Origin of the sequence: Nitratireductor sp. GCM10026969, from assembly GCF_042660605.1 — a bacterium.
Taxonomy (GTDB): domain Bacteria; phylum Pseudomonadota; class Alphaproteobacteria; order Rhizobiales; family Rhizobiaceae; genus Chelativorans.
The window spans coordinates 1-25,660 of the sequence record NZ_JBHSUM010000056.1 but is presented as its reverse complement, the minus strand read 5'-3'; the positions used below and the strand labels follow the sequence as shown (position 1 = coordinate 25,660).

Annotated in this window: 27 protein-coding genes, 2 tRNA genes and 1 pseudogene; 21 read left to right on the top strand and 9 right to left on the bottom strand. The window is 63.8% G+C overall.

What is annotated here, in order from left to right; translation table 11 throughout:
- Together ACFP9U_RS13215 and ACFP9U_RS13210 are read right to left on the bottom strand one after the other, a co-directional pair.
- The coding region (locus tag ACFP9U_RS13215; protein WP_378622052.1) for a DUF6481 family protein at positions 1-180 on the bottom strand (180 nt) is incomplete at its 3' end.
- A 277-nt stretch (positions 181-457) separates the two neighbouring features.
- Positions 458-532 (bottom strand) — tRNA-Gly (locus ACFP9U_RS13210).
- A 204-nt stretch (positions 533-736) separates the two neighbouring features.
- Between ACFP9U_RS13210 and ACFP9U_RS13205 the strand changes: the two genes are divergently transcribed.
- The 9 genes from ACFP9U_RS13205 to ACFP9U_RS13165 all read left to right on the top strand — a co-directional run bounded on the left by ACFP9U_RS13205 (position 737) and on the right by ACFP9U_RS13165 (position 5,533).
- Positions 737-1,234 (top strand): prolyl-tRNA synthetase associated domain-containing protein, encoded by a 498-nt coding sequence (locus tag ACFP9U_RS13205; RefSeq protein WP_378622051.1) that lies wholly within the window; start codon positions 737-739, stop codon positions 1,232-1,234.
- A gap of 79 nt (positions 1,235-1,313) precedes the next feature.
- Positions 1,314-2,306, top strand: coding sequence for a thioredoxin (trxA, locus tag ACFP9U_RS13200; protein WP_378622049.1), 993 nt, complete (start codon positions 1,314-1,316; stop codon positions 2,304-2,306).
- Positions 2,307-2,347: 41 nt separating this feature from the next.
- Entirely contained in the window at positions 2,348-3,040 is a 693-nt protein-coding gene (locus tag ACFP9U_RS13195) for an LON peptidase substrate-binding domain-containing protein (RefSeq protein WP_378622048.1), read from the top strand.
- A 122-nt stretch (positions 3,041-3,162) separates the two neighbouring features.
- Positions 3,163-3,402, top strand: a complete 240-nt coding sequence (locus tag ACFP9U_RS13190) for a Trm112 family protein (RefSeq protein ID WP_378622046.1) — start codon at positions 3,163-3,165, stop codon at positions 3,400-3,402.
- A 208-nt stretch (positions 3,403-3,610) separates the two neighbouring features.
- Complete coding sequence (locus ACFP9U_RS13185; RefSeq protein ID WP_322450625.1) at positions 3,611-3,934, top strand: ArsR/SmtB family transcription factor; 324 nt, start codon at positions 3,611-3,613, stop codon at positions 3,932-3,934.
- Positions 3,931-4,329 (top strand): SRPBCC family protein, encoded by a 399-nt coding sequence (locus tag ACFP9U_RS13180; protein ID WP_378622045.1) that lies wholly within the window; start codon positions 3,931-3,933, stop codon positions 4,327-4,329. The genes ACFP9U_RS13185 and ACFP9U_RS13180 overlap by 4 nt, the downstream gene beginning before the upstream one ends.
- 47 nt (positions 4,330-4,376) lie before the next feature.
- Positions 4,377-4,604 (top strand): hypothetical protein, encoded by a 228-nt coding sequence (locus tag ACFP9U_RS13175; RefSeq protein ID WP_322450607.1) that lies wholly within the window; start codon positions 4,377-4,379, stop codon positions 4,602-4,604.
- 6 nt (positions 4,605-4,610) lie between these two features.
- Positions 4,611-5,078: a DUF1801 domain-containing protein gene (locus ACFP9U_RS13170; RefSeq protein ID WP_378622043.1), complete on the top strand. Its 468-nt coding sequence runs from the start codon at positions 4,611-4,613 to the stop codon at positions 5,076-5,078.
- A 59-nt stretch (positions 5,079-5,137) separates the two neighbouring features.
- Positions 5,138-5,533 carry a DUF1801 domain-containing protein gene (locus ACFP9U_RS13165; RefSeq protein ID WP_378622041.1) on the top strand — a complete coding sequence of 132 codons (396 nt, stop codon included), beginning with the start codon at positions 5,138-5,140 and terminating at the stop codon, positions 5,531-5,533.
- 243 nt (positions 5,534-5,776) lie between these two features.
- Here the strand turns inward: ACFP9U_RS13165 and ACFP9U_RS13160 are convergent, their stop codons facing one another.
- The 7 genes from ACFP9U_RS13160 to ACFP9U_RS13130 form a co-directional block, all read right to left on the bottom strand.
- Entirely contained in the window at positions 5,777-7,099 is a 1,323-nt protein-coding gene (locus ACFP9U_RS13160) for a DUF2254 domain-containing protein (protein ID WP_378622040.1), read from the bottom strand.
- Between the two features lie 42 nt (positions 7,100-7,141).
- The gene (locus tag ACFP9U_RS13155; protein WP_378622038.1) at positions 7,142-8,941 is read right to left on the bottom strand and encodes an alpha-amylase family glycosyl hydrolase; all 1,800 of its coding nucleotides are present in this window, start codon (positions 8,939-8,941) and stop codon (positions 7,142-7,144) included.
- A gap of 116 nt (positions 8,942-9,057) precedes the next feature.
- Positions 9,058-10,113, bottom strand: coding sequence for an endonuclease/exonuclease/phosphatase family protein (locus tag ACFP9U_RS13150; RefSeq protein ID WP_378622036.1), 1,056 nt, complete (start codon positions 10,111-10,113; stop codon positions 9,058-9,060).
- A gap of 74 nt (positions 10,114-10,187) precedes the next feature.
- On the bottom strand, positions 10,188-11,354 hold the full coding sequence (locus ACFP9U_RS13145; RefSeq protein ID WP_378622035.1) for an AI-2E family transporter: 1,167 nt from the start codon (positions 11,352-11,354) through the stop codon (positions 10,188-10,190).
- A 567-nt stretch (positions 11,355-11,921) separates the two neighbouring features.
- Entirely contained in the window at positions 11,922-12,740 is an 819-nt protein-coding gene (locus ACFP9U_RS13140; RefSeq protein WP_378622033.1) for a class I SAM-dependent methyltransferase, read from the bottom strand.
- Positions 12,741-12,942: 202 nt separating this feature from the next.
- Positions 12,943-14,577 (bottom strand): LuxR C-terminal-related transcriptional regulator, encoded by a 1,635-nt coding sequence (locus ACFP9U_RS13135; protein WP_378622032.1) that lies wholly within the window; start codon positions 14,575-14,577, stop codon positions 12,943-12,945.
- Between the two features lie 412 nt (positions 14,578-14,989).
- Positions 14,990-15,079, bottom strand: a tRNA-Ser gene (locus ACFP9U_RS13130).
- Positions 15,080-15,340: 261 nt separating this feature from the next.
- Between ACFP9U_RS13130 and ACFP9U_RS13125 the strand changes: the two genes are divergently transcribed.
- The 12 genes and pseudogenes from ACFP9U_RS13125 to ACFP9U_RS13070 all read left to right on the top strand — a co-directional run.
- Positions 15,341-16,012 (top strand): 50S ribosomal protein L21, encoded by a 672-nt coding sequence (locus ACFP9U_RS13125; RefSeq protein ID WP_378622030.1) that lies wholly within the window; start codon positions 15,341-15,343, stop codon positions 16,010-16,012.
- Positions 16,013-16,111: 99 nt separating this feature from the next.
- A complete protein-coding gene (rpmA, locus tag ACFP9U_RS13120; RefSeq protein WP_322453279.1) occupies positions 16,112-16,381 on the top strand; it encodes a 50S ribosomal protein L27 in 270 nt (89 codons plus the stop codon).
- 120 nt (positions 16,382-16,501) lie between these two features.
- Entirely contained in the window at positions 16,502-17,095 is a 594-nt protein-coding gene (locus ACFP9U_RS13115) for a GNAT family N-acetyltransferase (RefSeq protein WP_378622027.1), read from the top strand.
- Between the two features lie 99 nt (positions 17,096-17,194).
- Positions 17,195-18,235, top strand: a complete 1,041-nt coding sequence (gene obgE, locus ACFP9U_RS13110; protein ID WP_378622025.1) for a GTPase ObgE — start codon at positions 17,195-17,197, stop codon at positions 18,233-18,235.
- A gap of 175 nt (positions 18,236-18,410) precedes the next feature.
- Positions 18,411-19,577, top strand: coding sequence for a glutamate 5-kinase (gene proB / locus ACFP9U_RS13105; protein ID WP_378622023.1), 1,167 nt, complete (start codon positions 18,411-18,413; stop codon positions 19,575-19,577).
- The gene (locus ACFP9U_RS13100; protein WP_378622022.1) at positions 19,561-20,847 is read left to right on the top strand and encodes a glutamate-5-semialdehyde dehydrogenase; all 1,287 of its coding nucleotides are present in this window, start codon (positions 19,561-19,563) and stop codon (positions 20,845-20,847) included. The genes proB and ACFP9U_RS13100 overlap by 17 nt, the downstream gene beginning before the upstream one ends.
- A gap of 4 nt (positions 20,848-20,851) precedes the next feature.
- Positions 20,852-21,505 (top strand): nicotinate-nucleotide adenylyltransferase, encoded by a 654-nt coding sequence (locus ACFP9U_RS13095; protein ID WP_378622019.1) that lies wholly within the window; start codon positions 20,852-20,854, stop codon positions 21,503-21,505.
- A gap of 167 nt (positions 21,506-21,672) precedes the next feature.
- Complete coding sequence (rsfS, locus tag ACFP9U_RS13090) at positions 21,673-22,047, top strand: ribosome silencing factor (protein WP_378622018.1); 375 nt, start codon at positions 21,673-21,675, stop codon at positions 22,045-22,047.
- 144 nt (positions 22,048-22,191) lie between these two features.
- Positions 22,192-22,671, top strand: a complete 480-nt coding sequence (rlmH, locus tag ACFP9U_RS13085; protein ID WP_378622054.1) for a 23S rRNA (pseudouridine(1915)-N(3))-methyltransferase RlmH — start codon at positions 22,192-22,194, stop codon at positions 22,669-22,671.
- Positions 22,672-22,846: 175 nt separating this feature from the next.
- Positions 22,847-24,088 (top strand): murein hydrolase activator EnvC family protein, encoded by a 1,242-nt coding sequence (locus ACFP9U_RS13080; RefSeq protein ID WP_378622016.1) that lies wholly within the window; start codon positions 22,847-22,849, stop codon positions 24,086-24,088.
- A complete protein-coding gene (locus tag ACFP9U_RS13075; RefSeq protein ID WP_378622014.1) occupies positions 24,078-25,403 on the top strand; it encodes a S41 family peptidase in 1,326 nt (441 codons plus the stop codon). Before ACFP9U_RS13080 ends, ACFP9U_RS13075 begins: the two co-directional genes overlap by 11 nt.
- Positions 25,404-25,478: 75 nt before the next feature.
- A pseudogene (locus ACFP9U_RS13070) lies at positions 25,479-25,660 on the top strand (divergent polysaccharide deacetylase family protein); the annotation flags it as partial.

The following is a 25,660-nucleotide window of genomic DNA, read 5'->3' as shown; positions in this document are numbered from 1 at the left end:
CTCGCGCTCGGCCTGCCGCTCCGCCCGGGCCTTGGCGATCGCTTCGCGCTCGCGGCGCTTCTCGACCATTCGCGGATCGTCCGGCCCCGGTGCCGCACGGAACTTTTCCAGCATGGCCTGGCGTGCCTGCGCCGCGTGCTTGCGGCGATCGTCGAAATCCGGGATAGCGTTCTTTCTCATCAATTCAGTCACTGTCCTTCATTGGAGTCTTGGCTGCGGGAGTAGGGGCTGGGCCATCCCGAGGAAATAACGTTCGGGCTGGAGCTCACGTTCTGGAGTGGGATCATCCGACCGCCTGACAGCGGGCGAACACCGCGACTTCACGCTGCGTCGAATCCGCAATCTGGTAACCGCGCGGTAACCCTGGCCTATCGAGGTAAGATTTCGGATTGGGATCTGAGCCGCCCTGAAAACATGAAAGCCGCGGCGTTCCGCGGCTTTGAGGACCTTTGGAAACTGGAGCGGGCGAAGGGATTCGAACCCTCGACCCCAACCTTGGCAAGGTTGTGCTCTACCCCTGAGCTACACCCGCTTTCACGGCAAACACCGTAAGCGGCGCTTATATGGCTGAAGTGTCGGCCGAATGCAACAGGGAATCGCGTGGCATTTTCTGTTCTTGGTGGATTCGCGTGCAGAAGGCGGGTGGGCGGCCGCGTGTTTTCCGTGGCACCTTGCGTCGCGGTGGCCAGAACGCTTACACCAGCAATCCTGGAAGATGTCGCATCACGGGGAACCGATGCCGAAATCACCGCAAGCGTTGTTCGACTATCTTGCCGAGCTCGGCATCCCGGTGACGACGCGGCAGCACCCGCCGCTCTTCACGGTCGAAGAATCACAGAGCCTGCGCGGGGCGATCCCCGGGGCGCACACGAAGAACCTCTTTCTCAAGGACAGGAAAGACCGGCATTTTCTGGTGTCCGTGGAGGAGGATGCCCGGGTGGACCTCAAGTCCATCCATCACATCATCGGCGCCTCCGGCCGGGTGTCCTTCGGAAAGCCCGACAGGCTCATGGATTATCTCGGCGTCACGCCCGGAGCGGTCACACTGTTCGGGGTGGTCAACGATACTGAAGGAGAGGTGACGGTGGTCCTCGACGAGGCTCTGATGGCGCACGAGATCATCAACGCCCATCCGCTTCACAACGAAGCGACCACCTCCATCGCCCGGGCGGATCTCCCGCGCTTTCTGGAAGCGACCGGGCACGAACCGCTGATCTTGAAAGTTTCACAATGATGGCCACATCACGTATCCTGCCCTGCCACGCAGAGGACTCAAGGTGGCGCGCAGGGCATAAAGACAGGAAGGGGCAGCAATGAGCGACCGCGACAATCCCTACGGCGGATCGGGCACCGGGATGACGGCGAATGTCAGCTTCGGCGCGGGGCGGGAAAACGTCGCCCCGAGCGGGGCGGCCGATCTGCTGGGTGCGCCTACGGCGGGAGAGGTGATCAAGGAGACCTCCACGGCCGCCTTCAGCGCCGACGTTATCCAGGAATCGCGGCGGCAGCCGGTACTCGTCGATTTCTGGGCTCCCTGGTGCGGCCCCTGCAAGCAGCTGGCGCCGGCGCTGGAGAAGGTGGTGCGCGAATCGGGCGGCCAGGTGAAACTGGTCAAGCTCAACATCGACGAGCATCCCGCCATTCCGGGCCAGCTCGGCATCCAGTCCATCCCCGCCGTCATCGCCTTCAAGGACGGCCAGCCCGTGGACGGCTTCATGGGCGCGGTTCCCGAAAGCCAGATCCGCGAGTTCGTAAAGAAGATCTCAGCCGGCGGCGGCAACAAGATCGACGAAGCGCTCGCCGCTGCCTCCGAGGCGCGCGAGGGCGGCGATCCGCAAACGGCGGCGCAGATCTATTCGGCCGTCCTGCAACAGGAGCCGGAGCATGTCGAGTCGCTGGCCGGTCTTGCCGACCTGCTTTTCGAGGCGGGGCAGGCGGACGAGGCGCGTGCCGTGCTCGAGCGCGTGCCGGAAGCCAAGAAGGATGCCGCTGCCGTCGCCGCGGTGCGTGCCAAGATGGCTCTCGCCGAACAGGTGGCCGAACTCGGCGATCCGGCCGAGCTGCAAAGGCGGCTCGAGGCCGATCCGTCCGACCATGAAGCGCGCTTCGATCTGGCGCTGGTTCGCAACGCTCAAGGGCAGCGCGAGGAGGCGGCAGAGAACCTGCTGGCCATCGTCAAGGCCGATCGTGGCTGGAAGGACGATGCAGCACGGACGAAGCTGCTCGAGCTTTTCGACGCGTGGGGTGCGAGCGACCCGGTGACGCTGTCAGCCAGGCGCAGGCTGTCCTCACTGCTGTTTTCCTGAGGAGCATGGCGTCGCGGGCCATCGGTCTTCCGGAACGCGGGATGCAGGAGCGGGCCTTGAAGGCTGGAAATGCACATTACGCCGATGCGTCCGCGGTGCCGGATCAGATTCCGGTCTTTCCGCTGGCGGGAGCGCTCCTCCTGCCGGGGTGCCGCTTGCCGCTCAATATCTTTGAGCCGCGCTATATCGCGATGGTTGACCATGCGCTCGCCGGGGCGCGGGTGATCGGCATGATACAGCCGGACCTCGGCGCTCACGAGGATGGCCCGACCGGTACGGAGCCGGCGCTCAGCGCCATCGGTTGCGCGGGGCGGGTGGTCTCCTTTGCCGAGAGCGGCGACGGCCGCTATCTCATTTCGCTTGTGGGCATCTGCCGTTTCCGCTGCCGCGGCGAGGTCCGCGCCGGCACACCCTTCCGGCAATGCCGCATTGCGCCCCTCGCTGCGGATTTCGAGGCGGACAACAGCACGGGCCGTATCGACCGGGCAGCGCTCCTGCAGGTCTTCCAGGCCTATCTTGAAGCCAACAGCCTGGAAGCCGACTGGGACAGCATCCGCGGTGCTGCAAACGATCTGCTGGTCAATACACTGTCCATGATGGCCCCTTTCGGGCCGGAGGAGAAACAGGCGCTTCTGGAGGCTGCCGACCTGAAGACCCGGGCGGAAACGCTCGTTGCCGTGACGGAGCTGTCGCTGGCGCGCGGTGGCGACGGGTCCCCCTCCAGCTTGCAATAGGGCACCAGCGGTGCCACGCGAGTTTTCCCGTCTCCTGCCGAGGCGCCGATTGTGCTATGTCTTCGGGCGCAGCTCATCAGGAGAGAGGCGGCAATGGAAACGGATATGGAGGCTTCGCCGACATGGCTGACGGCGGGCGGAGCGGCCGGCGGTTGATTGAGCCGAAGCTTCTCGAGCTCCTGGTTTGCCCGCTCACGAAAGGGCCCTTGAAGTGGGATCCCGAACGTGCGGAACTCGTCTCTGCCAAGGCTCGACTCGCTTATCCCGTGCGCGACGGTGTACCGGTGCTTTTGCCGTCGGAAGCCCGGCCGCTCGATGCCGATCAGGAACAAAGCGGTGGCCACCGGAAACATTTGCCCTGAAAGGCGGTGTTGTCGAATAACCGTGCTAAGCGCCTTGGAAACCGCCACATTGCCCTTCCGGCCGCACGGACAAGTCGAACAGGTTCCTTCCGGACGGTCGTTTCGAAGGCCGGATAACGGCGAGCGTTGCATCCGGGCACTCCGGCTTGACTCACGCATATCCCGACGGTTATCGGTCTAATCAATAGCCAGAAGGTTATCAATGACGATGCCGCAGCCCCACGATGCCCTTTTCAGAGCGCTCGCCGATCCGACTCGACGGGCCATCTTCGAGCGGCTGTGCCGCGAGGGTGACCTGACCGTCGGGGCCCTGACGGCCCGGGCCGGGATCTCGCAGCCGGCCGTCTCGAAGCATCTCGGGATTCTGAAGCGGGCCGGGCTAGTGCGCGACCGCCACGTGGGACGCCAGACGCACTATAGCCCGCAGTTCGGCGCTCTCGCCCCCCTGGTCGACTGGACGAACCAGATGTCCGGCTTCTGGCAAGACCGGTTCGATGATCTCGAAGATCTGCTCAGAAGGATGGACCAATGACCGAAACACTCTCCATCGTCGTCGAACGGGAGATTCCGCATCCGCCGGAAAAGATCTGGCGCGCGCTCACGCAGCCGCACCTGATCGAGGCCTGGCTGATGAAGAACGATTTCAAGGCGGACGAGGGGCACCGTTTCAATCTCAGCGCAGACTGGGGTGCCGTCGATTGCCAGGTCCGGACGGTCGAGCAGAACAAGACGCTGTCCTACACGTGGGATACCAAGGATCTGAGAAGCGTCGTCACCTGGATTCTCATCCCGACGGGTTCAGGCACCCTATTACGGATGGAACAAGAGGGCTTCCGGCCGGATCAGCAGCCCTACTTCCGGGGCGCCAAGGTCGGATGGCCGCGGTTCTTTGATGCCCTGGAGAAGGTGCTGGCGCGATCGGATTGATCGCGGGTCGTCCGATCCGTCCCGGCACGCCATCAAAGGAGATATCAATGAGTTGGAACATGTGGATTCGGCAGGTTCACCGCTGGCTGGCGATCATCTTCACGGTGACCGTCATCGCCAACTTCGTCGCCATGGGGCTGGGGGAGCCTCCGGCCTGGGTGGTTTATTCGCCGCTGCTCCCGCTCTTCCTGCTGCTGTTCACGGGCCTGTACATGTTTGTGCTGCCCTATGTCACCGAGCGGCGTAGCGGGCGGCCCGCCGGTGAGATGGAGTGAACACGAATGGCCGACAAGGCGAAGAAATCGACCGCCGCGAAGAAGACCGGCACCAAAGGGGGTCCCGCAAAGCCGGTCCTCCTCTCAGGCGGCAACCCGCAGATCCCCAAGGGCTACGGCGACGCCCCCGTGCAGGCCTACATAGCCGCCATGCCGGGCTGGAAAAGCGACGTCGGGCGCCGCCTCGACGCGCTCATCGAGCGCGTCGTCCCCGGCGTGCGCAAGGCGGTCAAATGGAACTCGCCCTTCTATGGCGTCGAGGACGAGGGCCAGGGCTGGTTCCTCAGCTTCCATTGCTTCACGAAGTACATCAAGGTGACCTTCTTCCATGGCGCGTCGCTCAGTCCTGTCCCGCCCGGCGCGTCCAAGCACGAGGACGTGCGCTACCTTGACATCTACGAGGACCAATTCGACGAAGCGCAATTTGTCGCGTGGGTGGAACAAGCCAGCCAGTTGCCCGGCGAAAGAATGTGAACAGAAGCGAAACCACGCATGCAGAGAACGACACCAGCCAGAAAAGGAGCGAGAGCGGCATGAAGAAGACAGAAGCGGAGGGCTCTCCTTCTCAGCTGATAGATGCGCGAATCGAGGAACTGAATGATTGGCGGGGCGAGACGCTCGCCCGGGTCCGAGCGCTCATCAAGCAGGCCGATCCCGAAGTGGTCGAGGAATGGAAGTGGAGGGGGGTTCCGGTCTGGTCGCACGCCGGAATCATCTGCACCGGCGAGACATACAGGAATTATGTGAAGCTGACCTTCGCCAAGGGTGCCTCTCTGGAAGACCCCTCGGGCCTGTTCAACGCCAGCCTCGAGGGCAGCACCAGGCGTGCTATCGATATCCGGGAGGGCGAGGAGATCAACGAAGAAGGGTTCACGACGCTCATCCGCGCCGCCGTGGCGCTGAACGCGTCCCGTGTCCGCGGCCGATAGCCCTGAGGGGATAAGAACGGTTCCCCGACGAAGAGGCGTTAGCTCAATTTCCGTGCTCGATGCCGTTTGGAACGGACGGGCGGAAAATGGTGCGCCGGGGATGATGAAACGCTACGTCCAACTACAAAAGTTGCTAGCGGACCCCGAAGACGACTGATGTTCCTAAAGAACCTCCGCCCCAGGAGGTTGGACAAGTGCTTACAACAGGTGCGGGCACGATTTCCGATGCTGCGCCCGACGCGTTCAAGAGCGTTTGACCATGGCACCGGGCAGTCGATCGACGCCGTCCAGACGAGTGCGTGCGAGATCACCGCGTTTTTTCAAGGCGTTCAGATCGAAGGCATCCTCGATCGACCTTGAGCCGGCTGCAAGCACAAGTTCGACATGCTTTAGAAGCGCTTCACGATGCTCTTTGCGACGGACGTGCTCTGACAGCAGCACCAATGCCGTCATCAGCTGGATGAGGACGGCCGGCTGGCTCGTCGCTTGCCGGATCTGATTGAAGGCCGCGTCGACGATGCCGCCGAAGCTGGTGACCTTGCCTGTCACCCGGATGGTTCCTTCCTCATCGCTCCAGGCCGCCTGCGCTTCGCCGCGGCGCATGACGAGCGCAAGTGACAGTGCGAGCCGATCGATCGCCGCGATGGCCGTGAAGGGATCGTTGATCCCGGGTGACAGTGCTCGCAGCGCAACTTCGACCAGTTGCCGCACAGCGAATTCTAGGTCCTGGGCGGCGGTCCGTTGGCTGCCGAGGACGACATACTCCGAAATTTCGTCCAGCATCTCTTCATCCAACGCAGAGACGGCATGAACGCGCCCGTGGTCGCCCTGCCCGATCAGGAGCTGTCCCGGCCGGAAGTGAAGCTCGATCACCGCACCCGCCTTGTGCGCACAGGCGACCAACCCCTCATAGTCTATGGCCTGCACATAGCCTCCATCCGGCAGGCACAGACTGATCCCTCCCTGAAACGCTGGCGGCTCGTGCCGGAGGTTGCCATCCTTCGCCTCGGGCAGCATGCGAAGGATGGCGACGTCGAGCTCGTGCCCGACCCGTTCGATAACCGTATCGGAGACGATCGAACGCGCGAGATGATGAACGAACAGCAGCAGCAAGAACACGCAGACCAACACGAGCGCGGTCGCGATGGTTACGGCCAGATGATGCGCGGTGTCGCCCTGACGGCCGTCGTTCAGAAAGCGGAGCACGAGGATGAGATAGACGACCGTGGCCAGGAAGATGCCCAGCATGAGTTGTGTTGGTACGCTGGCCATGAAGTTCCGGATCAGTCGCGGTCCGAGCTGACCAGCCGCAAGGACCAGGACTACCATCGTGATTGAAATCACCAGCGTGGCCATGCTGATCATCGCGGGAAGCAGGGCCGAAAGCATAGTCGATGCGTCCTCGGCATCGCCACTGTGCAACCACCAGGTGGCTGCACCTCCCGTATCGACCTCGATGGCTGATGCAGACCAGGCGAGCAGGACGGCACCGAGAACCAGCAGGCCGGGAACGAACCACAGGCTGGTACTAACGCTCTCCCATAAGGTTCTGAAGCGAGCGACCAATATGAACTCCAGGTCGTGTGAGCCCTTCTGATGGGGGCTCGGCTAATCGTCCTGCGAAAAAATCAGTGCGCTGTAGGGCCCGACCGCGATCTCGCCTGACCAGGCCATTCCGTCGCATTCACCGGGTTCAGCGACGGCATCCTGGCTGGCGAAACCGCCGAAATCCGAACTGTACCCAACCCAATCGGTGTTCAGGCGGAGTTTCCATACGCCCTGACGGGGAAAGCCGATACGATAGGCCTCCCGGGGCGCGTGGCTGAAGTTCGCGACGACAATCACATCGTCCCCTGGCCCACCTTCCGCCGAACGGTGGAAGGTGAGGAGCTTTTGTTCCTCGTCCACGCGAGGGATCGTTATGTCGCGTCCGAGCAGGCCGCGGGTGGCGTCAGAGCGGTTCAGACGCAGGCGAATGAGGTCGTGATAGAGCCGGACGATGCCGCTGAATTCCTCGCTCTGATCCCACTCGAGCGGAACGGTGTCCTGAAACCACTCGCCCTGCAGGAATTCCTGGCCCTGGAAGAGCATCGGAATGCCCGGCGCGGTGAACGTCAGCGTCGCCCCGAGGGTCGAGCGTTTCTGTGCCGCCCAATGGGAGGAATCGTCGGGGGCGATCTCATGGGGAACGCGCGCCCGCCCATTGGCCACCTCGTCGTGAGACTCGGTGTAGACGACTCGCTGGAACGGATCCCCATTGTAGGAATGTTGGAGCGCGTGGGCGACAGTCGCCATGTGGCGCGCCTCGTCGTCGCCGGTGATCAGCACCTGGCGAACGGGGTGCACGAACTCCGAGTCCCATTGAGCGCCGAAACCGGCCCCGCCTTGCGCGACCGCCGCCGTGATCTCAGCCTTGTTGCGCAGGTCCTCGGCTATGGTTATGCGGCCCGGGAAGCGTTCGCGGACCTCGCCGTTGATCCATTGCAGCAGGCTCCAGCCTTCGGGAAGGGCGTCGCCTTCGTCTGCCTCGTCTCCAAGCACGTTGCGGATATAGAGCGTCATGTCGAAGCGCAGCCCGTCGAGGTGATACTCGCCGAGCCAGAAGAGGGCGTTGTCCCGGATGAACTGCCGCACTTCGCCGCGATCGTAGTCAGGGCGGGTCTCGCCCCAGGGCGTTTCGCTGCGCCAGTCATTGTAGAAATAGATCCCGCCCTTGTCATCTTCGCTCCAGCCGTCGAACTGCCAGAGATCGAGGTCGCTCGGGCCGAAATGGTTGTAGACCACATCGAGGATCACGGCGATGCCGTGCCGGTGCGCCGTCTTGATGAAGGCCTTGAAGCCGTCCGGCCCGCCATACGCGCTCTCGACGGCATAGATATGGGCGGGATTGTAGCCCCATGAGACGTCGCCGGCGAACTCCATCGCCGGCATGATCTGCACCGCATTGACGCCCAGGCGCTTCAAATGAGCGAGCTTTTCGCCCGCGTCCTCGAACGTCCCCGGCTGTTCTTCGCTCGGGCGATGGAACGTGCCGATATGCATTTCATAGATGACCAGCTCGTTCCAGGGCGGCGTCTGGAAATCGACATCATGCCAGTCGTCGTCTGGCCGGACGACAATTCCGTTGCCGACGGAACTCGTCACTTCGCGGGCATATGGATCGATGCGCGACAGAACCTTTTCACCATTGCGGATCAGGAACCGATATTCGTCGCCGGGTTTTGCTCCGGCCACATCGGCATACCAGATCCCATCGCCCTCCGCCGCCATCGGGGCTTCGTCATCCGACCAGCCATTGAATGAGCCGGTGACAAATACCACGTCGGCATGCGGCGCCCACACACGGAATGCAACGCCGTTCTCGTGGGCGATGGCGCCCATCCCCTTTAGAACGACTGACTCGGACATGAAGGACCTCCGCGACACCGTTGCGATATCCGGGAACGGTGGCCGAACCGAACAGCCGGCGAGCCGTTTGGTTCCATGCATGTGATGGCCGCCACTGCTCGGACGCCGCCAATCGCCTAATCGGCGGCCTTGCCCTCGGCGATCTTCTCTCCAGCTTCCGCCCGGTCACCCTGGTCGGGTTCCGGTACCTCCTGCCCCTTGGCCGCCTTTGGACTGTAGTGCAGTTCCGCCAGCACCGGGAAGTGATCTGAACCGATATCGCGCAGGCGCTGCAGGCGGACAAGCATATAGGCGGCGTCATGGAAGATATGGTCCAGAGGCCACCGAAACAGGGGGTATCGGGCGTGGAAGGTGCTGAACATGCCGCGCCCGCGCCGCGGATCGAGCGTACCGCTGATGCGCTGGAAAAGGCGTGTGGTGTGGGACCACGCGACGTCGTTGAGATCGCCCGCAACGATCGCCGGCCGGTTCTGCGCCTTCACCTGCCTGCCCACGATCAGGATTTCGGCATCGCGCTCCTCGGTGTCGGTTCGCGGCTCCGGCGGTCGCGGATGCACGCCGAAGAATGCGATCCACCGGCCGGATCGCAAGCGCACGGAAGCGCGGACCGAGGGCACGTCCTCTTCCACCAGGAACCGCACTTCGGGCGAATCCAGTTCCAGTTTGGATAAAAGATGCATCCCGTAGTGGTTTTCTTGCGGTTGCTTAATGGAATGCGGATAATCGTCGTCCAACTCGCGCAACCGCTCGTCCCACCAGGCATCGGTCTCCACGGCCAGGATGATATCCGGTCGGGTTTCTTGCACGAGAGCCATAAATCGCTGGGCTTTCCGGTTCTCCATCAGGACATTCGCGATCAGGAGGCGGATCGAGTTTGCCGGATCTGCATCGTCGGGTGCCTTCGCAACCTGCCGAGGCGCCACGATCGTGTAAGGAAATATCCGAAAACCCTGGTAACCGAGCGCGCTTGCGAGCGTGATCAGGAAAACTACGTCCCATGTGCCCTCCCCTCCATAGAGCAACAGGTACGCACACAGCACAACGGCGATCGCGACGGCGATCTGCAGGCGCGGAAAGTCCGCGCCGCGAATCCACCACCTCGCGCTTTTCACGAATGACAGTAGCGTCAGGACGATGAGCAGGCATCCGGAAGCGACGAGAATGGGTTTCATCTGTCTTGAGAATCCGCCAAAGGGCGCTTCATGCTGACTGGATCATAAGCTTAGCACCGCTCGACCGCCGGAACCTAGGGCGATTCGGCTGGTTCGCGCTCTTGCTCTTCCTGCACCTGCGGCACGTCGCGCCCCGCAAGAAATTCTCCCAGAGCCGACAGTCCTTCAACGTGATCGGCGAATACTTTGAGCGTAACGAGAAGCGGAACGGCGATCAGCGCGCCGACGATCCCCCACAGCCAGCCCCAGAATGCGATCGCCAGGAAGATCACGACGGGGTTCATCTCAAGCCGGCGGCCGATGACCAGCGGGGTGACCAACTGTCCCTCGACCGTGGTGCAGGCAAGGTAGATGAGCGGTGCAAAGAGCGCCAATCCGATCGCGTCGAAGGAGACCAGGGCGACCAGACCAACAAGCACGACGCCGAGCAGGGCTCCCAGATAGGGAATGAAGTTCAACAGCGCGGCCAGCACGCCCCAGAGCGCGGGATTGGGCAAGCCGATCGCAAACATGCCCGCCGCAACAGCGGCGCCAAGGCCGAAATTGACAAGCGAGATGGTGAAAAGATAGTGCGATACATCCCTCTCGACCGTCCGCGCAATGCGCAATCCGCGCTTCTTGTCCGAGAGCGTGGGCAGCGATTTCACCAGCTTTTCATAAAACATGTCGCCTGAGGAAAGCAGAAAGAGAAGCAGAATGAGAGTGACACCGATCTGTGCGGCGACCTCGGGCGCCCCGGTGGCGGCGCGGCTGATGAGACCCGGCTCGCTCAAGACGACACGCTGCGCTTCCGGATCCTCGGATTCGGCGAGTTGCTCGACCTGCTCGGACGCATCCACCACCGCATCCACCGGGCGACGCAGCGTGGCGATCCGGTCCTGCACTTCGCGGCCGATACGCGGCGCGTCATCGATCCATTGCGAAACCGGGCCGCTCAAGGAGTAGAGCGCGGATGCGATGAGCGCGGAGAGTATGACCACGAGCAGTATTGCGGTGGCCCATTCAGGAATGCCTCGCCGGGCGAGAGATCGAACCACAGGGCCAAGAACGAGGGCGAAGAGAAAGGCGAGCACTACGGGCAGGAGAAAATCACGCCCGAAATAGAGCGCCACGACCATGATGATCAGGAAAGTGCCGATTCCCAGCGCCTTCAGGGTCTTGTCGACGACAATGACCTGCGGTGGTTCGGTCAAACGCTCATGGGACGGCGCCGCCGGCTCGTCGCGCTCTGCTTCCTGCATGGAAATGCACCTGTTTGCTGAAGCCCTAACTCGCCGGCTGGCAAAGCGTTGCGACGCGGGTGAAATGACACGTTCAACCTTGTCGCGGTATGCTTCCATTTCTATGGCGCCGCGTTCGCCGCGTTCGCCGAAGCTGCGCAACAGTTGGGTCCGTAGCTGCAGATCCGCACAAACTGCTCGAGTGCACTAGCCGCTTATCCCCCGGCGCTTCTGCTTGGCAGGGTGCGTGAACCTCAGTTCACAGCTTTCACTGCCTCGAGACGGCTATTTGCTTTGTTCATTAGGATACTGCCGTTCAACTGCGCGGTAATCGGCAGTAAATGGCGGGCCGCGAACGACGAAACGGAGAATTACGTCTACCCCATAGCCCTCCGTGAACCGCATAAATATTGGCGAGGCCAACCAGGCGGCAATCAATACGAATAGCAATGTCGACTATGCACCCCAAGCTGTCGTTTGAGGATTGGGAGACGAAGCCTGGATCAGCACATATCATTGTCATTCGCAATAATTGTCCCGTCGGTTGCTGGTCGACCCTGTTCGCGCCTCGCCAAAGCGCTTTTCACCTCACATATCTATTTTTCGCGCTGTCGCCGTCGTCATGCCCACCCGAAGCGACATGAAACCGTCCACCGTAAACTCCTGCCACTGCTCGCAGACTTCCCGCTCGAGCGCATCGCGTTTTGCCTGACCAGCCTGAGCGACCGCTTGGGCGACCGGCGTGCTGTGGATGTATTGCCACAGGAAATCGGCGGGCGCCGGGAGACGGAGGGTCTTGGGCCTCGCCTGAACGTCGACTTCCAAGAAGCCGGCATCGCGCATGAGTTCAGTGAGTTCATCGACATCGTGCATCGAGAAGACGAGGTCGGCGAAGGCGGCAGCTTTCGGGTCTATGTGACTGGCCAGTGCCTCCTTCATGATCGCGAACAGCGGCGGCTTGGGCCCAGGGACGGTGACGAAAACGCGGCCGCCGGTAACCAGAACCCGCCGCATCTCGCGCAATGCAGCCTGCTTGTCGGGGATAAACTGGAGTCCCATCTGGCAGAGCACGACATCGAACGCCTCATCTGGGAACGGCATCGACTCCGCGCTCGTCTCGTACCACTCGATAGAGACATCCGGTGGGGTCTGCGAACGGGCTACCGACAGCATGCCTGCGTTCACGTCCAGGCCGGCGACCGTGCCGCCGGCGCCGACGCGCTCGGCCGCACGCCGCGTCACGACACCGGTGCCGCACGCGACATCGAGCACACGCTCCCCTGGTTGAAGGCCTGCAACGCCGATGAGATCGTCGGCCACCGGCCCACCGATGGAGGGGACGAAAAAGCGCTCATAGTTTTCAGCGGGGGTTCCTCCAAAGGACTTGCCGTAGATTTGCTGTGTCATCGCTTCCTCCATTTTCCCTAGGCGCCGGTCGGCGCGTCGCGTCGAATGCTTGCCCGGCCGGCCTCGACCAGCAGCCGGCGCTGCGCATCCATGGCCAAACGGTTTCAGTGCAGATTACGGGAGGAAGGATGGCCGCGCTTCGGGTGAACCACCCAATTGGAGTCAATGATGGCATGGGTGATTCCACCCAATCCAGACCCGCTCAGACCAAGCGGTGCTCGTAAGCCCAGGCGGTAGCGGCAGCGCGCGTGGGGATGTCAAGCTTGTTGAAGATATTGCTGGCGTGCCTGTCCACGGTCTTCCCGCTCAAATGCAGCTCGTTCGCGATCTGCTTGTTGGTCTTGCCAGCAGCGATCAGGCGGAGAACTTGCAGTTCGCGGGCAGTGAGACCGCAAGATTCGTCCGACGGCATACCAAGCAGGGTATCGACGCGGGAAAGGTCCGGCGTGGCACCGAGCTGCTGGAACATTGTCCGGGCTGCCTGCCACTCCAATGCCGCACCATCGTTGTCACCGAGGGCGCGGCAGGCCATCCCCATCATGACGCGTGCGCGCGCCGCTTCATACGGCGCATCGGCTTGCTGCCATCCTTCGACGGCCTGGCGCAGCCAAACCACCGCGGCCTGCGCTTCGCCTTCCGCGAGTTCCGCCGCTCCCCGCGCGTGGGCGGCAAGGATGCGCAGCAATTCGGTTCCGTAGCCTTCCGCGACATCCTCCAGTTCGCGGCAGGCGCACCGTGCTTCCTCGATCTCGTCAGCTGCCAGCATGATCTCGACATGGGCAGGCAGCAGCCGGATGCGGCGCACCTGATCGGTCGTCGCCCCCATGACGCGCCGGATTGCGGCCGCAGCCGCATCGGTATGCCTTTCGGCCAGCCACAGCAGGGCAAGGCCTGGCTGCGGTTCGAAACCATATTGGCTCGCATTGCGATACGCCCGCTCGGCCGCGTCAAAATCTCCTCGGAGGCGGTGTACTTCCGCCAGCTGGTACCACGCCCCGGCCGTGTCTTTTCGATTATTCGACCGTGTCAAACGTTCCAGGGCCTGCTGCGCTTCGTCGATTGCGTCCTGCCATGCGCCGCTGATCCGCTTGATCTCGGCGCGGTGCATTAGGCACGTGCCGCTGAAACTGACCAGCTGAGGCTGATCCGAGCACCATCGCCCCAGTGCGGAAGTCCATTCGCGCGCGCGGTCCAAGGCATGGACTTGCTGACAGGCGTCGATCACACTGCAGTAGATCAGGCCGGTGAGGATGGGTGACAATTCGCCGGCCGTGACCGAAACCATTGCCTCGTCGAGAAGCGCGAAGCCTTCCGTGGTCCGCCGTTGTCGCAACAGGACACGGCCCTGCAAGTGCCGTGCGCAGGCCACGAGGTCGGCGTCCGCAAAGCGCTCGCCGATCTCGACTGCGCCGCTGGCCGCGGCGTAGGCCGCATCGAGGTCGCCCGCGGCGAGATGCCGTTCGACGCGGGGCAGCATCAGGTAACCCTGTTCGGCGCAATCATGTGGCTCGCGTTCGAGCAGCCGATGCGCGCGTCCGAACCAGCCGGACGCCGGCGCCATCTCTCCACGGAAGACAAGGCGCAGGCCCAGCCAGAAGGCGCAGCGGGCGGCGTGATGACATTCGCCGACCTCGAGATAGGCTTGATGGGCTCGCTCCAGCGCCCGCAGGTACTCCTCGTCGCGCCCGCTCAAATAGGCCGACATCGCCAGCCGGTCGAGATCGTCTCCGGCGAGGGGAGCCGCTTGACCGGCATGCGAGAGGCATCGATAGGCTTCATCCCATGCCCGTTTGTCGTAAGCCTCACGACCAAGCACGAGCTGATCCGTTTCATCCAAGCGGCTGCCGTCGTGCTTTCTTTGATCTGAGCCGGCCATCCGGAAACGAACAAATCCCTATCCATGGCTGCTTTGGAGCCAGCGTGCAGTATAGCACGAAAGAACGCGAATGCCGGAATACACCTGAAGCACTCTGACCGGGACCGCCCCGAACGACACACGGGGGCATGTCACGACGATGCTCGCGCCGTCTTGAGTGTCCGTTGAAGGGAGGCCTGAAGTTGTCCGCCCGCTCACGGCCCAGTTCCGTAACGCCCGAGCCTGATCGCTGATAGAAGCGAAGGCAGTCTCTAGCGTAGAAACTGCGGTGATCGGCAGTGCGTGGCCATATCGCACTATAGAGAGCCGAAAGTGTTACCCATGTCTTCGGAATGAAATGTAACCCATGTGTCCGGAACGGACCATCGGGAAATGGCGGAGAGGGAGGGATTCGAACCCCCGATACGGTTGCCCGTATGCCGCATTTCGAGTGCGGTGCATTCAACCACTCTGCCACCTCTCCGCACGGACGCTCGGGTGGCGCCCGGATGCAGCGGCGCTTAAATAGCGGTGAAGCCGGTCCGATACAAGGCCAAATCTGGGCGATGGACCGGCTCGCCTTGACCTGTCGGGCGGTTTCGGCTAAGGACCGGCGATCTGCGGCGTGGAGCATCCTCCGCGCCGTTTGTTTCGCGGGGCTTTAGGCCCTTGTTCAACGACTGACAAAAAGACGGCAGGCCGCCGCAGCGGCCCAAGCCGGACCGGACACCGAAAGGCAAGAAAGATGTTCGCAGTCCTCAAAACCGGCGGTAAGCAGTACCGTGTCGCCGCCGACGACCTGCTCAAGGTCGAACGTATTCCCGGCGAACCGGGCGAGATCGTCCAGCTCGGCAATGTGCTCGCAGTGGGCGAGGGCGGTGACGTGAAGATCGGCACCCCCTTCGTCGATGGCGCCAGCGTGGCGGCGGAAGTCGTCGAGCAGGGCCGGGGCAAGAAGGTCATTGCCTTCAAGAAGCGCCGCCGGCAGAATTCGCGCCGCAAGCGCGGCCATCGCCAGCTTCTGACCACCGTGCGCATCTCGGAGATCCTTCTCGACGGGGCAAAGCCCTCCAAGAAGGCGGCCGCCAAGCCCGCCCCTGCGAAGGCTGAGGAAAAGCCCGCCAAGGCCGAGAAGAAGGCGGCTACGGAAAAGCCGAAGGCCGAGCCCGAGACGGCCGAAGCCAAGGAAACGGCCGCCGCGCCGCTGTTCAGCGCACCGGGCGGCGAGGCCGACGATCTCACCAAGATCAAGGGCATCGGCCCTGTGGCGGCCGGCCAGCTCAAGGAGCAGGGGCTCATCACCTTCGCCCAGATCGCCGCCCTGTCCGACGAGGACGTGGCGCGCATCGACGAGGCGATGCCCTTCAGCGCCGACCAGATCAAGGACTGGCGCGAGCAGGCGAAGGCGCTGGCGTAATATTTCGGGGCTCTGGCCCCAGGAAACGGATTTGCATTCGGGCGCGCGAGTGCCCATAAAGGGAATCGAAGCGTTCCAGGAACGCAAAGGAGCAGAATCATGGCACACAAGAAGGCTGGCGGTTCGTCGCGCAATGGTCGCGAGTCCGAGTCCAAGCGCCTTGGCGTGAAGAAATTCGGCGGCGAGAAGGTGCTCGCCGGCAACATCATCATCCGTCAGCGCGGGACCAAGTGGCATCCCGGCGCCAATGTCGGCATGGGCAAGGATCATACGCTTTTCGCCCTCGAGGCGGGCGCCGTGTCCTTCGCCAAGAAAGCCAACGGGCGAACCTACGTGTCGGTAAACCCGATGATGGACGCAGCGGAGTAGCCGGTTCCGCACCAAAACACCGGCGACCCATCTTGGGAGCCGGTGTCCGGAAGATCCGGAAAAGGTTTCAGGGGAGATGGGTCGCCATCTCCCCTTAATTTTTGTCCGGAGGAAAGAGCCATGATTGCCGAAACCGAAGAGGTCGAGAGTGAGAGTATAGGTATCGAGTGTCCCGTGCTCGTCACCGAGCGGCTGGTCCTGCGGCCGCCGCACGAGGACGATGTTCCCGAGCTGGTTGAGCTTGCGAACAACCGCCGCGTCGCCGAGATGCTGTCGCGCATGCCGTATCCCTACAGCGAGGCGGACGCCGAGGTCTTCGTGCGGGGCAGCCGGTCGGAGTTCCGCTCGGGCTGCCATTATGCAGTGGCGCTTGCCGACAGCGGTGCCTTTGTCGGCTGCGCGGGAATCGACATGCGGCAATACGGCCTGGAGCTCGGCTACTGGATCGGCGAGCCCTATTGGGGACGCGGCTACGCCACGGAGGTGGCGCACGCGCTGGTCGATCTCGCCTTCCGTGCCACCGATATCGACCGCCTGCATGTCTCGTGCCGGGTGATCAACAGCGCCTCGCGCCGGGTCATTCACAAGTGCGGCTTTCAGTATGTCGGCCAGGGCATGATGGATTCGGTGGTGGCCGGCAAGGTGCCGGTGGAACGCTATCAGCTCGACCGCAAGACCTGGGTGAGCCTGAGGAGTTGGGGCGCCGGGAGTTAAGCGAAGGAAAGCGCGGGCGTGAAGTCCGCGCTTTCCGGTTTGCGCGTGTGACACGATGCGTTAGATGGAGCGTTGACAAGGAAAGGCTGCCGCGCGCCCATGAAGTTTCTCGATCAGGCCAAGGTGTTCATTCGCTCCGGAGACGGCGGTGCGGGCTCCGTCTCGTTCCGGCGCGAGAAGTATATCGAGTTCGGCGGCCCGGACGGCGGTGACGGCGGCCGCGGCGGCGATGTGTGGATCGAGGCCGTGGAAGGGCTCAACACGCTCATCGACTACCGTTACCAGCAGCATTTCAAGGCCAGGACGGGCGGCCACGGCATGGGCCGCAACCGCACCGGCGCCAAGGGCACGGATGTCGTCATGAAAGTGCCGGTTGGCACACAGGTCTATGAGGAAGATAACGAGACCCTGATCTGCGACCTGACGGCGGTGGGCCAGCGTTATCGCCTGGCGGCGGGCGGCAATGGCGGCTTCGGCAACCAGCATTTCAAATCGTCGACCAACCGGGCGCCGCGCCGCGCCAATCCCGGCCTGCCGGGGGAGGAGCGGTGGATCTGGCTGCGGCTGAAGCTGATCGCCGATGCCGGGCTTGCCGGCCTGCCCAATGCCGGCAAGTCGACCTTCCTCGCGACGGTGTCGGCGGCCAAGCCGAAGATCGCCGATTACCCCTTCACCACGCTGCATCCCAATCTGGGGGTCGTGCGCGTCGACGCACGCGAATTTGTGCTGGCCGATATCCCGGGCCTCATCGAGGGCGCGCATATGGGGGTCGGCGTCGGTGACCGCTTTCTCGGCCATGTGGAGCGCACGCGCGTCCTCCTGCACCTCGTCTCGGCGCAGGAAGAGGATGCCGCCGCCGCCTACAGGACCGTGCGCGGCGAACTGCAAGCCTATGGGCGCGGGCTTACGGAGAAGCCGGAGATCGTGGCGTTGAGCCAGGCCGACCTGCTGGACGAGGAGGCGCGGGCGGAGAAGCTGGCGGCGCTGCAAGAGGCTGCGGGCAAGCAACCGTTCCTCCTGTCGTCTGTCACGGGCGAGGGCGTGCAGGACGTGCTGCGGGCGTTGATGCGCGTGGTGGAGGAGGCGCGCCAAGAGGATGCCGCGGAGAACGAGACGGTGGATGAGCGGTGGCGGAAATGACCCGGTTGATGAGCCTCGTCATCCCGGAAGCTGCTGCGAAGCAGTGGCTGTCCGGGACCCATTCCGGAACGTGGAAGAGTCACGGAATGGATCCCGGCACGCGGGAGCTCCGCTCCCTTGGCCGGGATGACGCGCGGGACACCTTGCATGCATCTTGCAGCATGGGGCTGTCCCGATGAACCGCATTTCCCTCTCCTCCTATCGCCGCATCACCGTCAAGATCGGCTCTGCTCTCCTGGTCGACCGCGCAACCGGGCTTAAACGTGCGTGGCTTTCTGCGTTGGTCGACGACATGGCGCGCCTCTCGGCGGCCGGCACGGAAGTGCTGGTCGTCTCCTCCGGCGCGATCGCGCTGGGGCGCACCATTCTCGGCCTCGGCCGGCGCACCATGCCGCTGGAGGAGAGCCAGGCGGCGGCCTCGGTGGGGCAGATCGCGCTGGCGGGCGCCTGGGCGGGCGAGCTCGGCCGCCACGGTCTCACCTCGGGGCAGGTACTCGTTACGCTGGGCGATACCGAGGAGCGGCGCCGCTATCTCAATGTGCGTGCCACCATCTCCACGCTGCTCAAGATGGGTGCCGTGCCCGTCATCAACGAGAATGACACGGTCGCCACCACCGAAATCCGCTATGGCGACAATGACCGCCTCGCCGCGCGCGTGGCGACGATGGTCAGCTGCGACCTGCTCGTCCTGCTTTCCGACGTGGACGGGCTCTACACGGCGCCGCCGGAACGCGATGCGAATGCGCTCTTCATCCCGGTGGTGGACACGATCACGCCGGAGATCATGGCCATGGCGGGCGATGCGTCCTCGGAGCTTTCGCGCGGCGGCATGCGCACTAAGCTCGATGCGGGGCGGATCGCCACCGGGGCAGGTGCGGCGATGATCATCGCCTCCGGCAAGGAGATGAACCCGCTCTCGGCCATCGAGCGCGGCGCCCGTGCCACTTTATTCCGGCCAAGCCCGACGCCGGTGCGCGCCTACAAGACCTGGATCGCCGGGCAGCTTGAGCCGGCGGGCCGGATCGGCGTCGACGACGGCGCGCTGAAGGCGTTGCGCTCCGGCAAGAGCCTGCTCCCGGCCGGCGTGAAATCCGTATCCGGTGCCTTCTCCCGGGGCGATACGGTCGCCATCATCGGTCCCGACGGGCAGGAGGCCGGGCGCGGACTGGTTGCCTATGACGCGGCCGATGCCGTAAAGATCGCCGGGCTGAAGACGAGCGACATCGCCGACGTGCTTGGATACGAGGCGCGAGCGGCAATGGTGCATCGCGACGATCTGGTGTTATCGGCACGTCATCCCGGCAAGCGCGAGGTGGAGGGACAGAATGCTCAAGATGCATGATCATTCGGACGAAGACGTCGCCCGGCTGATGGCGGATCTCGGCGCGCGCGCCCGCGCCGCCGCCCGCCCCCTGGCAATCGCCGCGCCGGAAAAAAAGAACGAGGCGCTCTTCGCCATGGCTGAGGCGCTGGAGGCGCGCGCGGGCGAAATCCTCGCCGAGAATGCGGTGGATATGGAGAAGGGGAGTGCTGCCGGCCTTTCAGCGGCCGTCCTCGACCGGTTGAAGCTCGACGAGAAGCGCATAGCCGCCATGGCGCAGGGCCTGCGCGAGATCGCCGCGCTCGAGGATCCGGTTGGCAAGGTAATTGCCGCCTGGGACCGGCCGAACGGGCTTCACATCGAACGCGTGCGCACGCCGCTCGGCGTGATCGGTGTCATCTATGAGAGCCGCCCCAATGTGACGGCCGATGCCGGGGCGCTGTGCCTGAAAGCCGGCAATGCGGTGATCCTGCGCGGCGGCTCGGATTCGGTACGTTCGTCTGCCGCCATTCACGCCTGTCTGGTGGATGGGCTGAAGAAGGCCGGCCTGCCCGAGGACGCGATCCAGCGCGTGCCGGTGACGGACCGGGCTGCCGTCGGGGAAATGCTGAAGGGGCTCGGCGGCAATCTGGACGTGATCGTGCCGCGCGGCGGCCGCAGCCTGGTGGAGCGGGTGCAGAACGAGGCGCGGGTGCCGGTGTTCGCGCATCTGGAAGGCATCTGTCATCTCTATATCGACAAATCCGCCGATCGCGACATGGCGGTCTCGATCGCGGTGAACGCCAAGATGCGCCGCACCGGTATCTGCGGCGCGGCCGAAACGCTGCTGGTGGACCGCGCGGCGGCCGATACGCATCTCCGGCCGGTGCTCGACGCGCTCTCGGCGTCCGGCTGCGAGATCCGCGGAGAAGAAGAGGTGCGGGCGTGTTTCCCGGCCGCCAGGCCTGCGATGGAAGAAGACTGGCGCACGGAGTATCTGGACGCCATCATTTCCGTCCGGCTGGTGGACGGTGTGGCCGGGGCCATCGATCACATCGAGACCTATTCCTCCCACCACACCGAAGCCATCGTCGCCGACGATGCGCAAGCGGTGGAACGGTTCTTCAACGAGATCGATTCGGCGATCCTCCTGCATAACGCCTCCACCCAGTTTGCCGATGGCGGCGAGTTCGGCATGGGGGCCGAAATCGGCATCGCCACGGGCAAGATGCATGCGCGCGGCCCGGTCGGGGTGGAGCAGCTCACCTCCTTCAAGTACCGCGTACGCGGCTCCGGCCAAACCCGGCCGTGATCCCATGAATCCGCCGCGGGAGGCTATTCAGGAGCGCTATCTGCGCATGCCCCACGTGGAGAAGGGCATGGCCGTCGGACTGTTCGGCGGGTCCTTTAATCCGCCCCATGCCGGGCATGCGCTGGTCGCCGAGACGGCCCTGCGCCGCCTGCGGCTCGACCAGCTCTGGTGGATCGTCACCCCGGGCAATCCGCTGAAGGACAATAGCGGGCTGGCGCCGCTGGCAAATCGCATTGCGCTCTCCGAAGCCTGCGCCAAGGACTCACGCATCAAGGTGACGGCCTTCGAGGCCGGTCATCGTGTTCGCTTTACCGCCGATACGATCGAGCTCGTCAAGGAACGTAACCGGGGCGTCGATTTCGTCTGGCTGATGGGCGCCGACAGCTTGCGCAGCTTTCACCGCTGGGAGCGCTGGCGCAAGATTGTGCGCAGCGTGCCGATCGCCGTTTTCGACCGTCCGGGGGCCACGCTTTCCTTTCTCTCCTCGACCATGGCCAAGACTTTCGACCACGCGCGTCTCGACGAGAGCGACGCGCCGCGGCTGGCGCGCATGGCGCCGCCGGTGTGGACGTTCATTCACGGCCCACGCTCCTCGCTCTCCTCGACCGCACTGCGGGACGCGGAAAGATTGTCACGGGAGAGCGGCCGCGGGAACTGACGGCGCCCGCGCGTGGGGCGCTGCGATGCACAACAGGTCTTGTCTTGAAACTGACAAGCATGTCTGCCTATCTATTGGGTATCGCATGGCACGGTGCCGTGCGGTTTCGTTGTTCTTATTGGAAAGGAAAGACACTGAGAACAGCACTGCAGAAGAAGGCAGACATTATGCCTTCGCCGGCCGGGGCACCTGATGACAGCCTGTCTCGCGCCGTAAAAACCGCGCTGGCGAGTCTGGAAGACTCCAAGGCCGAAGACATCGTTTCCATCGACATTCAGGGCAAGTCTCCGCTGGCGGACTACATGATCGTCGCCTCCGGCCGGTCGCACCGGCATGTCGGGGCCGTGGCGGAACGCCTGATCCGCGCGCTCAAGGAGGCCGGCCTCGGCTCCGCGCGGGTGGAGGGCCTTGCGGGGGCCGACTGGGTGTTGATCGATTCGGGCGATATCATCGTTCATGTGTTTCGCCCGGAAGTCCGGGAATTCTACAACATCGAAAAGATGTGGCAGGCCCCGGATCTGGAGGACGAGACGCTGCACTAGCAGCCCGCGCCGGAGATGGCGCACTGGCGGTGCATGAAGCGCTCCGCGGGGTGCGCACCGGGTTGATCTTTGTTTCCGGGAAGGGTTTCCCGGACATCGGGCGGATTTGTGTTCCGGCGCGGAGCGCCAAGGCGAGGTCGAGTAATTCGTATAGACGTCCATGCCGTTGGCCGTATGAAGGCCGGAGCCGAAAAGGAGCTTGCCGAGCGCTATTTCGAGCGCCTGGCAAAAGCCGGTCCGGCGGTGGGGCTCGAGTATGCGGGCGTCAGGGAGATACCGGAGAGCCGCGCCCGCGCAACGACCGCGCGCAAGCGCGAGGAAGCCGACCGCCTTGCGGAATTCGTCGGCGACGGCACGCTGATCCTTCTGGACGAGCGCGGCAGGAATCTTACTTCAATTGAGATAAGCGAGCGGCTGGCGGCCTTTCGCGATGCGGGCGAGCGGCGGCTGACACTTGCCATCGGCGGGCCGGACGGTCACGATGAGGTGCTACGGGACAGGGCGGCGCTGCGCCTGTCCTTCGGGGCGCAGACGTGGCCGCATCAGCTGGTGCGGGTGATGCTGGCGGAGCAGCTTTATCGCGCTGCGACCATTCTGGCCGGTCACCCGTATCATCGCGTCTGAAAAGTGCGTCAAAGACGCTTGTATCTCGACGCGAGTGATCTACCATGGATTGTGAAGTGTAAATGTCATGGTTGATGCTTCCTTAACGAAATTTCGGCTACACTGAGGTTCAGGAGATCCGCGGCGAAGACAGATGACAAACCCAGGATTCAGCCATGCCGGATGGAAGGTTGCCATGTTCGCGGCAGCCCTTTTCCTGGCCGTGCCGGGCGGCCGCTCCGGCGCGCAGGGGCTGGACGGGCTTGAACAGAAGCAGAGCGAGAGCGTCGAGGAGTATCGGCGCCTGTCGCGCGCGCTTGTGCTGTCGGAGAAGCGCCAGGCGGCGCTGGAAGCCGAGATTGCCGCGATCAAGGACGACAGCGCGGCGCTCACGGCGGCGCTGATCCAGGCGGTGAAGACCGAGCGCAAGCTCGGGGAGGATATCGACGATATCGAAAACCGGCTGGAGGACCTGAGCAGCCAGGAAGAAAGCCTGCGCAAGTCGCTCAGGAACCGGCGCGGGACGCTGGCCGAGGTTCTGGGCGCGCTTCAGCGGATGGGATTGAACCCGCCGCCGGCCATTCTGGTGCGCCCCGAGGATGCGCTCGCCTCCATCCGCAGCGCAATTCTGCTGGGCGCGGTGGTGCCCGAAATCCGTGCCGAGACGGAAATGCTCGTCGCGGATCTTACCGATCTCGGTCGCGTGACGACCTCCATCCGCACCGAGCGGGAGCGCCTGGAGGCAAAGAAGATGGCGCAGGCGGAAGAGAAAGAGCGCCTTACGCTGCTCCTGCGGGAGAAGCGGCGCATCCAGGCGGAGGCCGTGGCGCGCATGGAGGACGAGCGCGCCCGGGCCGAAGAGCTCGCCGGCCGCGCCCAAAGCCTGCAGGAGCTGATCGCTTCGCTTGAAAAGGAGATCGCCACCCTGCACGAGGCGATCGAGCAGCACCGCGCGGGGACGGGTGAGGACAGCTTGTCCGAGACCCTGCCCTTCGCGGAGCGGAGAGGCCTCGTGCCACTGCCGGTGGCGGGAAGCTTCGGCGCCCTTTTCGGTGACGACGACGGCACGGGAGGGCGGCTGCAAGGCGACATTCTAAGAACACAATCGGGCGCAATCGTTACCGCGCCGGCGGATGGAACGGTGCTCTATGCGGGGCCTTTCCGGTCATATGGCCAGCTATTGATACTGAACGCTGGCGACGGGTATCATGTCGTGCTGGCGGGAATGGATCGGTTGAACGTCTCTCTCGGGCAATCCGTGCTGGCGGGAGAACCGATCGGCATGATGGGCGAGGCACGGTTGGCAAGTATTGCCGTCCCAACGGTAGGCGAAGCGATGCCGGAGCTTTATATTGAGTTCAGGAAAGACGGGAAACCGATCAATCCGAAGCCTTGGTGGGCTCGGGAGTTATCTGGAAGGACGGGAAATGGTACGTAAATTGTCGCTGCTGTTCGCCGGCGCGCTCATGGGCGCATCCGCCGTTAGCCTCGTTTACGGGACGAATGGCACGGCCGCCAACGCGGCGGATTCGGACACTTATCGCCAGCTCGCCATCTTCGGCGACATCTTTGAGCGGGTTCGGGCGCAGTATGTGACGCCGCCGGACGAGAAGGAGCTGGTGGAGAGCGCCATCAACGGCATGCTCACCTCCCTCGATCCGCATTCATCCTATCTCAACGCCGATGCGGCGAAGGATATGCGGGTGCAGACCAAGGGCGAGTTCGGCGGCCTCGGCATCGAGGTGACGATGGAGAACGAACTCGTGAAGGTGGTCTCGCCGATCGACGACACTCCGGCCGCACGCGCCGGCATCCTGGCGGGCGACCTGATCGAGAAGATCGATGGCGAGAACGTGCGCGGCATGTCGCTCAGCGATGCCGTCGACATGATGCGCGGCCCGGCCAACACGCCGATCGAGCTTTCCGTCCTGCGCGAGGGCCAGACGAAGCCGCTGAAGATCACTATCATCCGCGACATCATCAAGGTGAAGGCGGTCAAATATCGCCTTGAGGACGACATCGGCTATATGAAGGTCACCTCCTTCACCGAGAAGACGACCGACGACCTGCGCGAGGCCATCAACGCCATCCAGAGCGACATTCCGGAAGACGATCTGAAGGGCTATGTGCTCGATCTGCGGCTCAACCCCGGTGGTCTGCTCGATCAGGCGGTCAACGTCTCCGACGCGTTCCTGGACCAGGGCGAGATCGTCTCCACGCGGGGCCGCGAGGCTGATGACATCGCCCGCTTCGCATCGCAGCCGGGCGACCTCATCGACGGCAAACCGCTGGTCGTTCTCATCAATGGCGGTTCGGCCAGCGCCTCGGAGATTGTCGCCGGTGCGCTTCAGGACCATCGCCGCGCTACGGTGGTCGGCACCAAGTCCTTCGGCAAGGGTTCGGTGCAGACGATCATTCCGCTGGGTGAGAACGGGGCGCTGCGTCTGACGACGGCGCTCTACTATACGCCCTCCGGGACCTCGATCCAGGGCACGGGTATCGTGCCCGACATCGAGGTCGAGCAGCCCCTGCCGGAGGATCTCGCCGGGATGGACGTGACGAGCGGCGAGTCCGAGCTGCGCGGACACATCCGCGGCGAGGCCGAAAGCGAGGAAGGTTCCGGCTCCGTTGCCTATGTGCCGCAGGATCCGGAGGAAGACCTCCAACTCGGTTACGCGCTGGATCTTCTGCGCGGGGTCAAAAGCGATCCCGCGTTCCCGCCCAATCCGGACAAGGCGGTCATGAACCAGTAATGGAGCCGGCGCACCCCTTCACGACAGGGGTGCGCCGCCTGCCCGTGCGGCAGCGTTCGGGGTGATCGCGGGGGCATGCAACCGGTTCGCAGCGATATCGACCGGCCGCTGGGCCAGAATGCGCCTCGAGGTCCGCGGGGCCGGCGCCCCGGCTGGCGGGACATCCTTCTGATCCTCTGTGCCGTCGCGGTGTTCGCCGCATCCGGCGCCATTGCCTTGCGCGAGCGGCCATATCGGCAGCCTGCACCGGTTGCGGT

Excerpts from the sequence above, each read along its gene's own strand:
- ACFP9U_RS13180 (WP_378622045.1), top strand. The coding sequence starts at position 3,931 with ATGACCGAAACACTCTCCATCGTCGTCGAACGGGAGATTCCGCATCCG.
- obgE (WP_378622025.1), top strand. The coding sequence starts at position 17,195 with ATGAAGTTTCTCGATCAGGCCAAGGTGTTCATTCGCTCCGGAGACGGC.
- ACFP9U_RS13195 (WP_378622048.1), top strand. The coding sequence starts at position 2,348 with ATGCAGGAGCGGGCCTTGAAGGCTGGAAATGCACATTACGCCGATGCG.
- ACFP9U_RS13100 (WP_378622022.1), top strand. The coding sequence starts at position 19,561 with ATGCTCAAGATGCATGATCATTCGGACGAAGACGTCGCCCGGCTGATG.
- ACFP9U_RS13205 (WP_378622051.1), top strand. The coding sequence starts at position 737 with ATGCCGAAATCACCGCAAGCGTTGTTCGACTATCTTGCCGAGCTCGGC.
- ACFP9U_RS13190 (WP_378622046.1), top strand. The coding sequence starts at position 3,163 with ATGGCTGACGGCGGGCGGAGCGGCCGGCGGTTGATTGAGCCGAAGCTT.
- rpmA (WP_322453279.1), top strand. The coding sequence starts at position 16,112 with ATGGCACACAAGAAGGCTGGCGGTTCGTCGCGCAATGGTCGCGAGTCC.
- ACFP9U_RS13095 (WP_378622019.1), top strand. The coding sequence starts at position 20,852 with ATGAATCCGCCGCGGGAGGCTATTCAGGAGCGCTATCTGCGCATGCCC.
- ACFP9U_RS13150 (WP_378622036.1), bottom strand. The coding sequence starts at position 10,113 with ATGAAACCCATTCTCGTCGCTTCCGGATGCCTGCTCATCGTCCTGACG.
- trxA (WP_378622049.1), top strand. The coding sequence starts at position 1,314 with ATGAGCGACCGCGACAATCCCTACGGCGGATCGGGCACCGGGATGACG.
- ACFP9U_RS13125 (WP_378622030.1), top strand. The coding sequence starts at position 15,341 with ATGTTCGCAGTCCTCAAAACCGGCGGTAAGCAGTACCGTGTCGCCGCC.
- ACFP9U_RS13075 (WP_378622014.1), top strand. The coding sequence starts at position 24,078 with ATGGTACGTAAATTGTCGCTGCTGTTCGCCGGCGCGCTCATGGGCGCA.
- ACFP9U_RS13170 (WP_378622043.1), top strand. The coding sequence starts at position 4,611 with ATGGCCGACAAGGCGAAGAAATCGACCGCCGCGAAGAAGACCGGCACC.
- ACFP9U_RS13145 (WP_378622035.1), bottom strand. The coding sequence starts at position 11,354 with ATGCAGGAAGCAGAGCGCGACGAGCCGGCGGCGCCGTCCCATGAGCGT.
- ACFP9U_RS13165 (WP_378622041.1), top strand. The coding sequence starts at position 5,138 with ATGAAGAAGACAGAAGCGGAGGGCTCTCCTTCTCAGCTGATAGATGCG.
- ACFP9U_RS13115 (WP_378622027.1), top strand. The coding sequence starts at position 16,502 with ATGATTGCCGAAACCGAAGAGGTCGAGAGTGAGAGTATAGGTATCGAG.
- ACFP9U_RS13175 (WP_322450607.1), top strand. The coding sequence starts at position 4,377 with ATGAGTTGGAACATGTGGATTCGGCAGGTTCACCGCTGGCTGGCGATC.
- ACFP9U_RS13155 (WP_378622038.1), bottom strand. The coding sequence starts at position 8,941 with ATGTCCGAGTCAGTCGTTCTAAAGGGGATGGGCGCCATCGCCCACGAG.
- ACFP9U_RS13140 (WP_378622033.1), bottom strand. The coding sequence starts at position 12,740 with ATGACACAGCAAATCTACGGCAAGTCCTTTGGAGGAACCCCCGCTGAA.
- ACFP9U_RS13080 (WP_378622016.1), top strand. The coding sequence starts at position 22,847 with ATGTTCGCGGCAGCCCTTTTCCTGGCCGTGCCGGGCGGCCGCTCCGGC.
- proB (WP_378622023.1), top strand. The coding sequence starts at position 18,411 with ATGAACCGCATTTCCCTCTCCTCCTATCGCCGCATCACCGTCAAGATC.
- ACFP9U_RS13185 (WP_322450625.1), top strand. The coding sequence starts at position 3,611 with ATGCCGCAGCCCCACGATGCCCTTTTCAGAGCGCTCGCCGATCCGACT.
- rsfS (WP_378622018.1), top strand. The coding sequence starts at position 21,673 with ATGCCTTCGCCGGCCGGGGCACCTGATGACAGCCTGTCTCGCGCCGTA.